Origin of the sequence: Micromonospora sp. WMMD1082 (assembly GCF_029626175.1) — a bacterium.
Taxonomy (GTDB): Bacteria; Actinomycetota; Actinomycetes; order Mycobacteriales; family Micromonosporaceae; genus Micromonospora.
Genome location: NZ_JARUBM010000002.1, coordinates 3867494 through 3885168, shown reverse-complemented (window position 1 = coordinate 3885168; position 17675 = coordinate 3867494). Strand labels below are relative to the sequence as shown.

General features: G+C 71.0%; 1 protein-coding gene (cut by a window edge). It reads right to left on the bottom strand.

From position 1 onward, the window contains the following. Positions 1-17675, bottom strand: the 5' portion of a protein-coding gene (locus tag O7615_RS17880; protein WP_278178824.1) for a protein-glutamine glutaminase family protein. 12502 nt of this gene lie to the left of the window's left edge; the window shows 17675 of its 30177 coding nt (coding positions 1-17675); the start codon lies at positions 17673-17675; the stop codon falls past the left edge of the window.

Below are 17675 nucleotides of genomic sequence, written 5' to 3'. Positions count from 1 at the left end.
GGCTGATCGGGTGCGGGGAGTTCGGTGTCCAGGTCTTCCAGGTCGGAGCCGGCCGGCATGGAGCTAGCCTCGACAGCCCGGCCGCCGGAGTCGGTCGGCACGGGCGATGCGCTCTCGTCGCGCCCGGCGGCCAGCCCGACCTCCACCAGGACGAAGCGACCCTCGGCCTCGTCCGGTCGTGGCAATTCACCCGCCACCACCTCGATCACCAGACCGGGATCGTTCTTGAGCGTCGCGGGCAACTCACGGACGATGGCCTCGCGGACAGCAAGGGCCCGCTTCATTCCGGTACGGACAGCCGTCCAGCGCCGCAGAGACTCGTTGGCGCGGACGCTCGCGCCGTTGCCGTGACCGGTGACCGTGACCCGTAGCGTCGCCGTCCCGGCGTCCCGGCGAAGATCCGTCAGCTTCCGTACGAACGCGCGGAGCGCCGGCGTATGGCTCTGCTCGACAGCCTGACCGCCCTGCGGAAAGCGAACAACCAGCCTCGGCCGATCGCCGGCCCGCTCGGCGTCGGAGACCGCGACGCCGGCACGGTCCTCAGCCGCCGGCCGGTCACCGATGCCGCCGTGCCGTCCGTGCGACGGCGGCATCGGGGCCGGTGCGGTGCCCTTGCCCTTGCCTTTCCCCTTTGCCATGGCGTCGTCCGGCTCGTCGGACCGTCGGACGATCTCCACCTCGTCGGGATCCGCACCGGCCTCCGGCGTCTCCACGGCCACCGCGCTCGTCCGGCTCAGGATCTCATCGTCCGGCAGCCGCGCCGGAATCTGCTCACCGTCGCGTTCGGCGGTGGCATACAACAGCGCCCGGCGTGCGGCCATCGCCCGACCGGCGTCAATCGCGACGATCACCAACCGCGAGTCGCCACGCTGCTGTCCCCCAAGCCGGTCGTCCAACCACCTCCGCAACCCAGCGACCCGGTCCAGACCGTCATCGTCCTCGGACAGCGTCATCGGATACCGATTGGTATAACTCCCAGGACCAGGAACCTGCTTCCGCGACTCCTCCATCGCCCGCGCCATCTCACTCGGCGACCAACCTTCGCCGGCCGTCCCGCCCTCCACTCCCGGCATCACGGCCCGGCCGGCCAGCGCCTCACCGTGCTGCTCGGAGGGCTCGGCCGCCCGGTCTACCGGGCCTTGTCCGAACAGCCGGGCAGCGGCTTGCAGCGCCTCTGCCTCGATGCGCGTCGCGGTGGCCGGATTGGCCGGCGCCACCCGGTCCGGCTCGGGACCGTACAGGCGCTCCAGCAGCGGCAGCAGTTCGCGCTCGTGGTCACGCACCCAATCCGCGCCGTTGTTGCGAGGAAGCCCGGTGTAGGGATCATGACCATGGTTGGTACCCAGGTACGCGTTGGTGGTCTGGGCGAAAAACTCTGCGGGATCCGTCGCCGCGTACGGGTCGACCCGCCCGCTGCCGGTGTCCAGGCTGGGCCCGTCCGCCCACTGAGCGGACGCACCCTCCTCCCGGCGCTCCGCGAAGACCCTGCTGAGCAGCGCCCGGTCGGCGTCGGTAAGACCATACGCATAGACCAGGTGCGCGAACTCGTGAGTCGCGCTGGAATAGCCGTCGGCATATCGCGGGTGGTTGCCGACCGACGTGGTCTCACCCAGCAGGTTCTCCTCCGCGACGGCGGCGATCCGCGGCTCCGGGAAGAAGGCGCCACGCACCTCCGCACCGTCTTCCGTCGCGCGGTGGTCGTGCTGCTCCCGCCGCCCCGCCAGGTCCGGCACGTCCGCGAACGACTGACCACGTGGCACCACCATTACCCGCGCACCGCTGTCCCGCACCCGGACAGCCGTACCCCGATCCGCCAGCACTCGACTGAGCTGCCGTACCGCCTCGACCCGCGCCGACACCGGCGCCTCCACCCCCGGCGCCACCTCCACCAGAGATAGCGCGATATCCCGTACGGCCTCTCGATCCTCGGCCGACTCCGGGAATGATCGGCCGATCCCCTTCGGGGCACGCACCGGAACGTCGCTGTCCACGACCCCGCGCTCACCGACCGGCGGAGCCCCGTACGTGTCCGACGCGCCCGGCCCGCCGGCGGAATCGGCGACGGTGATGCGGGCAGGCGACCTGGCCAGCATGGTGGTCTCGATCGCGGCGAGCGGCCACGGAGGCTCGGACCGCGGGGTGGGCGGGAACAGCGGGATGTGCGGCGATCGCGGCGGAGAAGGGTAAAACGCCGAACCGGCGTCGGGAGGTGCGCTGACCGGTGACCCGACCTGGGAGAGCACGATTCGTTCGGGCATCGCGGCGATCACTGGGGATCCCATCGCCAGCAACCGCTGGGTGCCGGTGAAGGACGGTGCCGGCTGGTCCCCGGCCGGATGCATCTCCACGTCGAGGACCGCCCGCCGGCGCAGCACATCGGCCGTGTATTGGCGGGAGGGCCGGACGCCCTCGGGAAAGGCGCGGCCCCGGTTGTGGCCGGAGACGACGAATTGGGCCGCGTCGAGCCGGTCCCCGGTCGCCTTCGGGTCCTGCAAGGTGTCCAGTTGCTGCTGAAGTTCGGCACGGAAGGCTTCCGTGACGGCGCGTAGGCGTGCTGCGGCCTGCCTGCGCGCCATCTCGTCACGCAGGGGGTTGAGACGGGGGCCGTTGCTGCCCGCCGAGACCCGCACGGTGGGCAACGCAAGGCCGTGGCGGAAACTCCACAGTCCGACCCGGGCCACCCGCCGCGCCAGGTGGAGGAGCTTCAGACGTTCGTCCCTGTCGAGCTGCGTCTTCTCACCGGGAGCGAAGTCGATCCATCGTGACGTTTCGGTGGCGTTCCGGTGGGCGCCGACCACCACCGCGGTGAGTGGGTTGACCACGATGCCCGGTTTGTCGTCCTCACGCAGCCCCGCCATCAGGTCGTGGAAGGTCTCGTGTCGCTCCTTGCTGACGAACCGCATATGCCAGAGTTCGCCCGGCCTGGCCCGACCCTGCCGGCCCGAGAGCTGACCCAACGCGTGGGCAGCACGCTTGCGCGCCCGCGCGACCGAGGCGGTCCCCGCCGGGTCAGCGGTGTGCGTCGGGGCGGACGCCGTACCGGATTCGTCCGCTGGAGCACCGGAAGCCGCGAGGTCTGCCCGCGCGTCGCGGAGGGCGATGAGTGCCTCGACCGCGTCGACCTTCGCCGCGGCGAGGGCCTTCGCGGTCCCCTCGGCCGTGGCCGCCTCGGCGAGGTACGTCTCCCGCATCGCCGGCAGCCGATCACCGAAGCGGGTCAGGTTCCGCTCGACCGCCTCGTTGAGGGCGCGGGAGACGATGCCGCTGCGGTTGTAGTTCTCCAGGGTCACCTGCGACGAGCCGTCCTCGCTGGCCAGCACGACGGTGGCGTAGTGGTAGCCGTACGGGTTCTCGATCGGGTGGAAGGCGTCCGCGTAGTCGTCGAGGGTGAAGTTGCCGTCCGCGTCACGAATGCCGATGGACTGGGTCAGGTATGCCTCGCCGACCTCGGCCCACGCATACTCGTTGATGCCCACGTCAGCCGCGGCGCGGCGCATTGCCTGCTGCTGCCTGGCGAACTGCGGATCCGCGCCCACGTACCGGCCGTAGGTCTGTCCCGGCATCGGTGTCGGCGGCAACTTGCCGGAGCCGGGCCTGGCGGTCTTGGTGGCCGCCCAGGTCACATCCGGGAAGCGGGCCGACAGACGGGTGCCGTCGACAAACGAGGTCATGGCGTCCGCGAGCCGGTGCGCCTCGCTGACCTTCATGCTGTCGCTGGCGACCATGGGGCCGAGATCCGTCGTGCCGTTCTCGGCGCGGAAGACCATGTGGTCGGGCCCACCGCCGATCAGGTCTCCGGCGAAGTCGCGGCAGATGTCGATCGGTTCCTTGGCGAACTCGGGGCGGACCGGGTGCAGCGTGCGTTCGCTCCCGTTGTGGGTGAACGTCAACCGTACGGTGGTGTCGGCGACGAGGGTCACGCTTCCGCCGGTGGCACGTAGCGCGGCTGACGCCTTCTCGACGGCGTCGAGGGTGGCGAAGACCTCCTGTACCTCGCCGGCGGTGCTGATGGCGAGGGTGCCGTCCCCGGAGACCCTCAGGTCCGGGTGCGTGTCGGTGATCACCCGCTGTGTCAGCGTGACCAGGCTCGTGTCCTCGGAGACGGGCACGTCGGCGGACTCCGCCACGGCCGGGTCGTCGGAGAGCAACAGGGGCGTGGCGCGTCTGAAGACGGCCGGTGCGGTCGCATCCCCCGGAGCTACCATCTCCACCCGGTAGTCACGGACCGTCGACGGCCCCCTGCTCGCGTCGAGGTTGAGGGGGGCGGGCCGCCGCTGGGCCCGCCGCGCCGGCCCGGCGGCGTTCGGCATGGGCTCGGTGGCCCCCGTGGCCCCCGTGGCCCCGGGGGCGACGGTCGACGGAGCCGAGGGAGCGGTGTCGGTCCGCGGCGGGGCGTCGACCGCCGGCACCGGGCTGACGCCCGCAGGCGCGTCCGGCGCCCGCCACGTCTCCGTCGCATCGTCCGAGAACAGCTCGGCCCGTGGCTCGCCGTGCTCGTCCAGTAGCGACGCGACGAATGCCACGTCGTCGAACGGTTCCTGGACCACCGGCGCGGGGGGACCATGGACATCGTCAGCAGACAAGCCCGGCAGCGACTCCACGAGGTGCGCCTCAAGCCGCTCGACGTGGCCCGCGCGGCGACTGACGCCGGGCTTGCTCTCCTTCCAGGCGTGGATCGCGTCCAGCGCCGCCTGAAGGTGCGCAGGATTGTCCGGCTCTTCGATCACCTGGTCTACCGCGCGGTCGATGTCCTGGAGCAAGGGCGACCGGCGCATGCGCTTTACGGCGGAGTCGGTCCTCCATGTCCGCAGAGTGTCGGCACCGCCGCGCAGCCGCGATGACTCATGTTCGCCGGGTGTCGGCTCCTCGGGTCGCAAGGGGCCCTCATCATGCCCGACCTCCACCAGAACGACACGGCGGTCGGCGTCGCTGCCCGATCGCATCAGCCCACCCGACGCCACCTCGATCACCAGACCGGGGTCATTCCTGAGCTCCGCCGGCAGTTCCCGCAGAATGGCCGCGCGCACGGCAAGAGCCCGTCTTCCGCCCGTACGGGCAGCCGTCCAGTGGCGCAGCGCCGCCAGGTCAACCAGACTCGTCCCGCTACCGTTGCCGTAACCGGTGACCGTGACCCGCAGCGCAGCCGTCCCGGCGGCCCTACGAAGATCCGTCAGCTCCTGCGCGAACGCCCTGATCGCCGGCAGGTCACTCGGCTCGACAGCCTGACTCTGATGCGCGAAGTAGACGGCCAACCGCTGGTCACCGGCTTGACCGGCGGCGATAACGGCAGCCGGCGGCGCAGCCGGGTCCCCACCGTGACCCGGCTGCGATGCCTGCTCCGGGTGACCCACGTCCGGCCCCGCCGCTCCCCCGTCGTCGGTTGGGTTCCCGCCGGCGGGACGAGCCCCGTCCGGCAGCTCCGTTATCCCTCGCCCGGCCGGTTCCCATCCGCCATCGGAGGGCTCCATGGCATCGTCACCGTGATCCGACCGAGGTCTTCCGTACCCGCCGCCGGACGATGACCGGCTGGCGCCGGACGACGGCCGGTCACCGAACCCGTCATCCGACGACGAGACGTCGTCGCGGTCCTCGTCGCGGTCACGCGACCGACCACCGAAACCGTCATCCGACGACGCCCAGGTGTCATCGCGGCCCCCCTCGCCTTCCCGCGACCGACCACCAAACCCGTCATCCGACGACGACCACGCGTCGTCGTGCTCCGGCAGCTGGTCGTCATCGCCGTCCCGCGACGACCGGTCGTCGTGACCGTTCTCCGACGACCGGGGCTCGTCTGTCCCGGTGCGCCCGTCAGCCTCATCGTCGGCCTCGGGAGCGGGAGGGCCGTCGTCCTCGGAGTCCGACGGGTCGATACCGGACCGGCTGTCCCACGGCAGCGGCTGGGCGCGTCGCTTCCCCTTGCCCTTGGCATCGTCCGACGCCGTGTCGCTGTCGTCGGACTCGTCGGGCCGCCAGACGATCTCCACCTCGTCAGGGTCCGCATCGTCGGCCGGCAGCTCCGCGATCGCCGTGCTCGTCTTTTCCTGAACCTGGTCATCCGACAGCCCCGACGGAATTTGAGTACCACGGCGTCCGTCGTGGGCGTACAGCAGCACCCGCCGCGCGGCAGCGACCTGACGGGCGTCACCCGCCACGATCACGAACCGCCCGGCGCCTCCCTCCGCCTCCCCGAACAGGACGTCCAGCCACTTCCGCACGTCGTCAACCCGATCAAGACCGTCACCGCCCGCGGACAGCGTCATCCGGTACCGGTGGGGGTCGGCCCCGACTCCGAGTGGTTGCCTCCGCGACTCCTCGAACGCCTGCTCCATATCACGCGCCGACCAATCGTCATCGGGCCCGCCACCTCCCACTCCCGGAGCCGCCGCCGGAGCGGGCGGCGTCGGCGGCGTCTCGGCCGGCGCCTCGTCCCCGCCCGTGTCCGGTGCCGAATCCGCGACTCCGCCCGGCGCGGCTGCCTGCTCGAGCCGAACGGCGTCCGCGTACACCTCCCGCAGCAGCATCGCGATGGTCTGGAAGTCACTCCGGAAGTCCTGGTACGGAGTCCAAGAGCGTCCCGGTGCGTTGCGCAGTTCGAGGAGTACCAGGGGTGGACCACCCGGAACTGCCCGGTCAAGCTGCCGGTAGTTCCCATCCGGGTCTCGCATATCGAATGCCTGCTGCTGGTCCATCGGATGCGGAGGGCTGGCCAGGAGGGCATTGTCCAGGTACTCCAGGATGGAGTGCTCGCCCTTCTCGGGTGTAGTGTCCAGCCAGGTGCTGTCGAGATAATCGCGATTGATTATTTCCTCGAAATACGTGCGGATTCTCGGCGCTACCTCCTCAAGATAGACGCGTACCCGCTCGGGCAGGGCTTCCCGTACCGCACCCATCGGATTCCGCAGCATGGCGAGGGCGCCGTTCTTGGCGATGGTGTCTGATTGCTGGAACCCGATCGCGGTCCCCATCACCTGCGTGAAAAAGAGTATGGCGTAACCGCGGACAGCCTCGATCTCGAACGTCGTGACCGCGTCCTGCTCCGGCCCACGTTGCGCCCGCCAGGCGGCATATTCCCTGGCGACCTCGTCACCGAACCCGACACCTAGCCTGAGTGCCTCCGTCCGGGGCGTGCGGACACCCTCACCCCGTTCGTTCAGCCATTGCAGGAACGCAGCCAGGCCGGCCACGGGAACGCCGACGGTGTACTGGATGTAAGTCGATGCCTCGAAATCAGCCGTCTGGAGTACCTGCACCCTTGTTCCGGCCTCGGCCACCGTGTAGCCGTCGCTTCCTGCGAACAGCTCGGAAAGCTCCGTTCCACTCTCGCCCAACATGTTCTCTACTGCAGGAAATGTCGTCCCGAATTGCCGGACCACGTGGTCGAGTCCGTCGAGTACCTCCGCAGCCGACACCCTGCCCGGCAGCCCTTCCTCACCTGGCAGGACCGCGACTGGATCGGACACCACCTCGATGATCGGATGGCTGAAGGATGCCTGCGACGGTGAAATGTTCTGGCGGTACGTCTGGAGGAACCCGTTGGGATCCACTATAAATCGGCGTATGTCGATGGCTAGGGTGATGCCGTTGCCGGTCACGAGCACCTCTGCGGTGGTGACCGGCCTGGCCCCTCGTCGCCTGACGACGACCACCCCGAGCTCGGCTTCGAAGCCGAGCGCACCGGGGTGGCGACGGCCCGGGGGCGGGTCCACCAGGGCGTCCGCGAGCATCGGTGTCGTGTCCACGTCGGACTCGGTGAGCGGCACGGGTCGGCCGTCCGCGTCGAGCATCAGCAGCCGCGTGCCGGGCCGGGTCAGCGCCCGCCCACGCTCGTCCCCACGCTCGGCGTCAAGGTTCGCCTCCCGCTGGAACAGGCCCTGCTCCTGGGTATCCACCCACCGCCGCACGACCTCTCCGGTCCGGTCGTCGGCCACCAGCCAGTAGACGTGCGCCTGCCGGCCGGTTCGATCCCCCGGTCGGTAGACCAGCATCATCTGCCCGCCGGTCATCCCGGCCAGCACCTGCTGCACGTCGACCGCCGACGCGTCGACGAGCCGTCCGCCGAGCATCGCCTCCACGTCGCGCAGCGACGGCTCGCGCAACGAGTCGTCGCTGCTGGTGGTCGCGCCGTGCGCCGCCCGGACCGCCGATACCGCCCGGATCAGGCAGTCCGTCAGCCCCAGCGCACCGAGTCGACCCTCCGCACGATCCGCTGTCTCCGTGGCCCCGACCCAGTCGGCCAACCGCTGCACCGACGGTCGCTGCCGCGCACCGGGAGCCGGGGGGGTCTCGGCAGCGGCCGAGCGCCGGTCAGCCCCGGCCGCCGACGACACCTCTCCGGGCGGGTCCGACGGGTCGGGGCTGCGCCGGCGGAGCAGTGACGGCGGCAACGGCCGGACCCGGCCCTTCCCCTTGCGGTCGGTGGCCTCCACCACCGCCGGTTGCCTCAGCGATTCCCTGATCGCCCACTCCAGGTCGGAGTCCGTCTCGTCGGCCGGTGGCGTGTCCTCATCGGACACCGCCTCCAACGCCCGAGCCCACTCCTCGTCCCCGCTGGTGGTCGGCGGTTCCCCCGGCCCCTCGTGCCGAGGAAGCCCGGCCGGCGATGCGGGCGTCGGTGGCACGATCACCGCCGAGTAGGTTTCGTTTTCCAGGCTCAGCCGGATCGGGTCTCCGGTCCTCGGCAGGCGGAAATGTTCCGGTCTGAACACCTCTACCAGACCGATGCCGAGATCGATTTGGACGCTGCGCTGTAAGGTGAGACCGATCATGATCGGGAACAGGTCACCATAGCCGCCAAAATTGAAGACATCCCAATTCCGCACGGCCTCGGCCATATTGTGGCGGATCCTCGTGTCGTCGAGATGCATGACGAGCTGGCCCCAGATGCGGTCCTCCAGCGTATCCAGGCGACTCTCGATCGCGGTGCGGAGCGTCCGGCTCACCGCGGCCAGCTCCCCGGTAACGTGGCCGACACCCGTCGTCCGGGCCCCCGGGACGGTTTGGTTGTCCAGCCAGTCCCTGATCCGCGCGAGCCCGGCGTCCTGGTCCGCGCCGACGACCGCGGCGACGGCGTCGGGAGCGGCCAGGATCGTCGCCTGCAGCAGGCACTCGTTACCGCGCACCCCGCCGCCCGGATGGATCAGCCGTGCCGATGCCGGCAGGCTCCGCCCCGGCACCGGTGCCGCGCGCCGTACCTGTTCCGGCCCCGGCCCCGGCGCGGGCCTGCGGCCGGCGGGCTCCGTCACCTGACCAGCACGACTGGTGCTCGCCACGTTCGTCGGTGGCGCTACGGGGTCGCTGGAGCGGAACTCCGACATCTCGAACTCTTCGGTGGGCTCCGGCTCGCGCCGCGGCCTGCTGGAGGGCCGGGCGGGCGACCCGGTGCCCACCGATTCCTGCGTCGCTGAGACCAGATCCGCGGCACCGGAGCCGTCGCCTTCCTCCGACTCACCATCGCGCAGTGCGTCCCGGTACCGGTTCGTCAGTTCCGGCGCGCTTAGTTGACTCTGACCGAGGATGCCCGTGCCGGCCGGAACGGGGTACGTCCTGGCACGCCGGCCGTCGTAGATGACCACTTCTACCTCGTAGCGGTACAGGAAGAAGTCGGCCGTTTTTTCCACGTTGCGTTCATCGACGTATCCGAGCCCCGAATCGTGCCCGCGGCCCACCGCGCCAGAGCCCGCGATCTCCAGGGTGCCGCCCAGCCGGTTGAGGTGGTTTCCCGGCTCCTCACGCCGATCGGTCACTCTGCCGCTGGGCTCCCCGCGCAGCGAGACAGCCCAGGCCGTGGCGCTGTCGGCGGAGACGGCGGGGCTCGTCTCGTGCTGCCGGTAGTTGCGGGCCTTGTACGGGGCCTTGGCGGCGGTGGGGGAATCGTCGCCCACGGCGCGACGATGCTGGCGCACCTCGGTGATGTTGAGACCCACCGTCAGGCCGAGACCGGAGAGGACGTACCGGTGGTTCAGGAGGTCGGCCAGCCGGGCACGGGTGAGTGACAGTTCGAGTTCACCCGTCAACTGCTCCGTGACCTCCGGCCCCGTCGGCAACGGGGAAACTCCCGGCTCGGCACTCGCTCCCGGCTCCAGTCGCGGATTCTCCACGAGCCGCGCCAGCCACGCCACCACTGGCAGGTCGTACGGGTGGAAACTCTCGTCGTCGACGACGAGCCGATTCAGGGGCGAGATCTGGACCGCGCCGCCTCCGTCCCCACTCTCCTGCGCCCCCCGGTCGACGAGCCGGTGCCAGTCACTCTGCTCGTCCGGGCCGACCATCAGGTGCCTCGCCACCACCATCCGGACCGTGCCGATCTGTTGCGTGTCCTGCGCTGACCAACTGCTCTCGACGGCCAGCGCAGCTGGTGGGTGCGTGCCGAACCAGCCTGCGGCGTTCATCGCCGCACCCCGCAGCGGTTCGCGCACCGACGGCCAGACGGAGGTGGTGAAGGACAGGTCGATGGTGAACCGGACCCGGTCGGTCAAGGCGTACGACGGAGCCCCGCTCTTGTCGCCGACCCGGTTGATCTGCTTGGTCGAGGTGCTCTCGGTGCTCGCGTCCCCCGTTTCGGCCGTCCTTTGCGCGTCTAACAGAAAGCCCCCGCCCCGGTCCGGACCGATGCGCCGCGCCCGCATTTCGACTCCCAAGTCGTACGCGACGGTGCGGGTGCGTTCGTCGCCACGGGACTGGTGCCGCTCGGCGCGCAGCGTCAAGGAGGTTCCCGGGCGGGTCTCCTGCTCCGTCGTGTCCGACCCGGGCTCGACCCGGGCCGTCACCCGGACGAACAGCGTTCCCCGGAACAGCGGACCGTGCCACGGGTAATGCCGCACGACACCGCTGCCGAACAGCTCCAACGGGAGAGCCTCCAGCTTGTCCGAGGCGTACGTCTCGGCGATGTCGTGGTGGAAGGCCCGGCCGTAGTCGCCGTGCAGCATGTTCCGGTCGGTCAGCTCGGCGTCGATCCACCGCATGACGGAGTCGGCTTCCAACCACTCGACGTGGCTGAAGACGTGCGTCCGTGCCGGGTCGACGCTCCGCCAGCCGGTGACCGCAGCGGCGGCTTCGTCGCCGGGGGCGGCCGCGCCACCGGGGGGCGTCTCACCTCCGGAGACGGCCACCGGAGCGGCCTCGGGGGCGGAGACGGCCTCGGGCAGGTGCAGCCGTCGCGCCAAGGGCTCCGGCAGGTACATGACCAGGGGATGCCCCAGCCGATTGCCGGTCCGGTAGACCTTCGTCACCGGTGGCGGAACCGGTGGCCGAGGGGTGGGCCGTTCCATTCGCTGGATCGCGCGCGTCCACCGGGTGACGGATTCGACCACACTCGTCTCTTGCCACCGCAGCGGGATGAGTTGGATCTCGATCCGATCGGCGCCGTACGCCGGCAGCATGCCGTCGTAGGTGATCCGGGTGATGTCGATGCTGCCATCGGCGCTCTCGGTCGCCCTACCGCCCGCCCAGGATCGCTCCAGGGTCACCCTCGGCGCGAACCGCGTGCCCTCGTCGGCGTGCTCGTCGCCATCCGTCACTCCTGTCACGTACTGGAACTCGCCGGCACCGCCCAGCGACATCTCGACACCGCGCGACGAGTGGTCGGCGGCCTGCCGCGCCGCCTGCGAGTACTGCTCGATCTCCGCCTTTCTCGTACCGAGCAGGAGCGGGGAGTGGATTGTCAGCCGGATCTCGATGGCCGAGGCGAATCCGTCCCGGGACGGCAGCCGCACGAGGTGTCCGTGTGGGCCGACCAGGGCGGCGAAGTGCGATTCGAAGTATGTGGGCGACCCCAATGCCAGGAGTGCCTCGGGCCAGTTCGTCTGCTCCCGCTGCCAGTCCGGACCGAGCCCGTGCATCCGGGCGTAGAGGCTGACCGCCGATCGCACCAGATTCCGGAATTCCCGGAAGATCGGCACCAGTCCGGACGCGCCGTGGGCCTGGAACCGCAGTGGACCCGGCGTCTGCGGCGTCTGGGCGGGCAGCAGCTCTTGACGGCCCCACTCGTCCGTTGTCGCCCGCAGGACGGTCTGTTCCAGCAGCACTGGAGCCAGGACCGCTCTGCGGTCGTTCGGGCCGGTCATTCGTCCGCCGAGCGTCACCGTGACCACGTCGGTCGCGAACTGGTCCCTTATTCCGAGACGACGGTACTGCTTGGTCTGCCAGACCAGGCTCCGCCCGTGGGACCGCTCGTACCCGCCTCCGAGGAACACCGCGGCGTTGAACCTGGCTTCCGTGGAAGTGTAGATCGTCGCGGAGCCTTGTAGCTCGATCGACGGACGCACCGACGAGGTCCGACCTACCTGGGACGTCACACCGACGATACTTCGCCTGTTGATCGTGAATTCCGTTGCGGGGCGACTCGGGCGTGACCGAGGAGTGTGGGAGGTGATGTGGACGAAAACCTCGAATGACGTGCCCCGGATGGGCAGCCGAATCCGCACGCCCGAGTACAGGGCCGCGAAGTCGGAGGTCAGGGCCGGGGCGCCGAGCCGCCTGGCGATCCGGGCCCGCACCCGCTGCTCCTCGGCCGCCGTCAGCGGACCGCGGCCGATGCCCCGTATCTGTTGCCGGAGTTCCTGCAGGATCAGTGCCTGCAGCGCGTCGACGCCGGCCACCTCGACCGTCGCCCCGATGCCCTCGCCGGGGAGAGATCGCGGGATCCCGGTCAGGGCGGGGTTCGCCGGCGCAGGCCCGATTGCGGGTGCGCCATTTGTCAACACTAGTTGACGCAGGAACTGGTCCCGGGCCGCCGCTGGAAGACTGATCTCGTACCTGACCGGTGCCGCGATCCGACCGGTCCAGGGCCCGGTGATGGTGACGAGCATCCTCCCGAAGCCCCGGAAGGCATGTAGCTGACTGCTCTCCTGGACGATCGTGTGGTTTCCGTAGCTACGCGAGCTGGCCGATTCCGCAGTCCGCGTATATTTCACAGCCATCGATACCTTGACGTTCCCGCGCACCCTCGCGGCGGCCTCTTCTCCGGTATGCGAGACAGCGGAGAAGAGGCCACGCAGGTAGCCACCGAGCCCCAGTCCCACGGCGGTGGAACTGCTCTCGACGGTATCCACCGAGCCGGACATGCCGATGTCGTCCCGGAGCGCCAACGGGAAGTGGCCTACCTCCTCGAAGGTCAACGGCTCCAGACGTACCTCGATCGACAGCGGTGTGGCGACCCGGTCGGTCCGCAGCACCGGGACGTCGATCGAACCGCCGCCGAGCAACCAGAGGTACCGGGTCATCAGTTTGCGCTCGCCGAGCACCTCGTCGAGCTGACCGGCGATCGCGGCGGTCTCCTCTGCGGTCAACCCGCGGCGGCGCAGCTCCCGCTGGATCTCCGCGCTGACCGCCGTCGTATCGATGGCAGTCAACGAGGCGCGGATGTTCTGCGGCGGTTGGTTGGGGGGTACCCGCATGATCGGAGACTGCCCGGCGGGGGCGACGTGGGAGCGTGCCACGGGTATCTGGAGCGCCGCCCGAATCGGACCGCCGGCCAGTGAGGCCCGCGGCCACCGGACGCCGTCGACGTAGACATCGAAGTCGACCCGGGCGCCGAGGGTCGCGAACTCGGTCAGGTACAGCCGACGCCCCGAGATGACCCTGTGCTCGTACGCCACCCCCACCTCGGACTCGCGGGAAAAGCTGAGCCCGAGCGCGGTGTTGAACCACAGGGAGGAGACCTGTTCCCCGACCCATCGCGCGAGCCCGACGATGGCCTGAGGGCCCAACTCGCCGCTGGCCTTCTCCCGGCCGGTATCCCGGTCCCGCTGACTCTCGACGGAGGCGAACGACACCCCGTACGTCCGCGCCGGCTCCTGCTGGTTCTGGCCGAAGGCGTGACCGGATGTCCTCGGCACCAGCCAGACGGCCCGGTCGCCGACGGTGAACCGCTCGCCGTGGAGGAACAGTTCCTCCCACTCTCTCCGCCGCTCGTTGCGGCCCTCCAGCGTCGGCGGCGGCGCCGAGGGCGTCAGCAGTCTCGTCACCACCGCGGCGATTCCGGTCCGTAGCTGCGCGGTCTCGGCCTCGTCCCAGCCTGGCAGGTTCCGGTCCGTGCGCGGATGTCTCGGTCCCCGTGCGTCCAACGCGTCCACCACGCGCTGCGCCGTGGCCCCGGGATCGTCGGCGCGCAGGTCCAGCACGATGAAGTCGCCGAAGGCACGACTCGTGTTGAGGTACCAGGGCACCGCCGGGCCGACGGCGGCGACAGGCTGCTGCCGTCCCGGCTCGAGCGGGTGGGAGAGCACCACACCGGTGCTGTCATCCGCCGGGGGCGCGACCGGCGCGAGGTCCCGCACCGGGCCGGCGACCGGACCAGGAGCCGCAGAGCCCTCCGTGCGGTCCTCGACGGTCGCGGGTGCCTCCAGTACCAACCGCCGCCGGAACCCGTCCTCGCCGACCCGCTGGAGAAGCATGAACCATTCGGCCGCCGCCCAGTCGTCGTCCGTCACCGCCCGATCCGGTGCCTCCGCGTCGTGCTCGCCCCCGTCACGTTCCACCGGCCCGGCGGGCCAGTCGCCGTTGTCCTCCGGCCGATGCTCGCGGATCTGGCGCAGCAGCCACAGTTCGGCCGCTCCGGTGAAGGCCGCATCCCGGTCGGCGTCGGAGATCGCGTTGGCGTGCGCCCACCGCGCCAGCGGTGCCTCCAGTTCCGATGCCAACTCCGGGAGTCGCGCGTTCAGCCATCGCCCACCGCGCAACGCCCGCGCCACGACGTCATCCCGGCCGCCCACCGGTGTCCCCGCCGTTCGCGCCGCGTGCAGGGCGGCAAGGTCCGTGATCTCGGCGTCCTCGACGGAGTCGATCGTCTGGTACATGTCGTGGGCTCGCTGCACGGTCAGCTCGGTGAGCCAGTCGTCGACCGCCGGCCGGACGCCGTGTGCCACGCGCGGGTCGGCCTGCTGCGACGAGTCGGCCTGCTGCGACGGGTCCGCGACGGCCTGCTGTTGCAGACGCCGGCCGTGGAACTCCCGGGACACCGGCGCATCGATGAGGGACCGGGCCACCGATGTCGACTCGGGCCGGTCCGCCAGCACGGGCAGCACCACGCCGTCGGGGCCGACCACCACCGCGCGGGCCGCCGCCGGGTCCGCTTCCATCTCGGCCGACCAGGGTACGAGATGGTGGCCTTGGCCGGTGGAGACGTCCGCCTGCCATAGCTGCCCGTCGGCCGTGTGGTAGAGCGCGATGGCGTGCCCGACATCCGCGTTCGGCCAGCTCATCAGCACGAAGGCGGCGGCACCGGGGCCGGCCTCGGTGACCGCCCGGCCCAGTTCCCCCCACGAGTCGACGCGCTGCCAGTCCCGCCCCGCTCCACCCTGTCCCGGCCGACCCGGACGCAGGTCCAGGTCGTCCCGGGTGCGACCGGCTCGCAGCAGGTCCGCCAGGCGGCCGGCCCCGTAGAGCTGGACCGCCAGTTCTTCGACGAAGACGAGGCAGGCGCCCCGGTCCGGGCGGTCCGGCAGGTCCCCGGCCAGGCGCCCGACCATCCGCCGGAGACTCGCCGACCGGTACGGCGGATGGCCCGTCACCGCGCCGCTGACGGTGCTCGGGACGAGCGGCGGCCCGCCAGCCTCCGACCGCGCCGACGGCGATTCCCGTGGCCCGGGTCGCGCCGGCGGTTCCGGTGTTCCCGATCGGCCCGGCGGGGTGTCCGGCGCCACGATCAGGGTCTCCCTGGCCTCCACTGGACGGACGCTCGGCGCGGCGTCTCCGTCGGGGGAGTTCTGCGCCGACAGTTCGGTGGGTGAGCCGATCTCGACGGTGACCGCGGACGGATGCGCCGGGCCCGGTACGGATGCGGCGGCGGATCGTGCGACGCCGGCACCGTCCGGCCTCCCTGCGGCCCCGGCCGGTGTTCCGCGCCCGTCGCCACCGGCCCACGCACCAAGGCGCTCCGGGCGGCCGGCGGCTGCTGGCTGCGCCGGGCTCGCGGCCGGATGACCGGCCAGTCCGGTCTCGGGCAGGCTCACCGGTTGCGGTGCACCGGGGTTCGCCCGCTCGGCGCCGCTCACGTCCCGACCCGGCGTGCCGGCATCGGTCGCGGCTAGCGCTCGCGGCCCGGCCGCGGCAGGCCCGGCGGGCGGAGCCGCGGGTGCGGCGGCGGGCGGAGCCGGAGCCGGCGCTACTGGTGTGCCGGTGACCGTTGCCGGCACCAGGTCGGGTCCGGCTGGCGCCGTGGACGGCGCGTCCACCGGCGGGGGCGGCACCGGCGCCGGGGCATCGGATGGCGTGGTGACCGGTGCGTCCAGGCCCGAGGTCGAGGGACCCGGCGCGGCGGGCACGGCCGTACCGCCGGCCGGCACGGTGCCGGGCACCGGCACGGTCCCGGCGGATCCGTCGGACGGGGCGGGATCGCCGGTTCGGGTGGCATCCGCCGGCGCCGTCGGGCCGGCCACGCCGGGAGACGGTGGCGGCCGCTCCTCCGATGGGTACGGCGGCAGCCGTTCCGGCGTATACGGTGGCAGGGGTTCGGGCTCGGCCGGTGCCGGTGGCTCCTTCGACGCCGGCTTCGCCGGCTCCGGCTTGCCGGCTCCCGGCGTCGCCGATCCTGCGAGGTCGGTGTTCCTCGACCACGACGGCGCGTACTTCTCGTTCAGTTTGTCGCCGAGCGCCCCGCCGCTCATGTCCAGCACGGCGCCGCTGGCACCACCGAGCAGCACGGCTGCCCCGACCGTCCACCCCTCTCCGGTCATCAGGCCGTAGAAGCCCTCAGTCAGGTACTCGACCATCGCCCCTCCGACGACAGCCCCGGCCACCCCGCCGGCCGCCAACCAGGCCCCGCCGGCACCGGAGCCCGGCGGAGGTGCCGGGGCAGGGCTCGGGGCAGGTTTAGATCCGTCGGGTGCGCGCGCCCCCGGCACGGGGGTCGGTGGCGGCGCGGGGCTCGGCGCCGGCTTGGCGGATGGCGTCGGATCCGGCCGGGGCACCGGGACCGGTTTGGGGGTCGGTGTCGGCTTCGGAGTGGGCGTTGCACCTCCCGGCCCCGGTACGGGCGGCGTCGGGCCGGGCTTGTTGAACAGCTTCGAGAACAGCGAACCCAGGGCGTCCGGTCCCATGCCGAGCAGCGCGCCCAGCGAGCCGATCGCCGCGCTGGCCCCGAGCAGGCTGGTGTCGAAGGTCTTCCGGGTGCCCAGGTCGATCTGCATGCGCTGCACGATCAGGTCGAGCAGCACCTCCATCGCGACGCCGATGATCTGGGTGAGCGTGACCGCCTGGAGGATCCGGAGCATCAGGCTGCGCATCAGCAGCTGCATCACCAGCCGGGCCACCGCCATGGCGCGTAGCGGCGCAGTCGGGTCCAGCCAGGCGAACGCCGCCGCGAGGGTCAGGTCGATCATCATCTGGATCGCCCCACCGATGATCATGAGTTTGGCGTACTGGACCTCCATCGCCAGGTTCTGGTGGTTGTCGGCGTACTCACCGGCCGCCCGCGAGGCGGTCGGCAGGTAGCCCGGGTAACTCGACAGGTAGACATCCATCGAGCGGGTGAAGGCCTCCACCGACGGCCCCCGCGCCGAACGACGCACGCTGTCCACCGCCGACCGCAACAGCGACTCGGCACTGGCCAGGTCCCGTTCCAGTTGGCGATACGTCTCGGCCAGGCGCAGCAGACGATCCTCGTTCGCCGCCGGGAACTGCTCTCCCGTCAGTACCAACAGGAAATTCGACAACTCCCGCGATGCCTCGATAGCCAC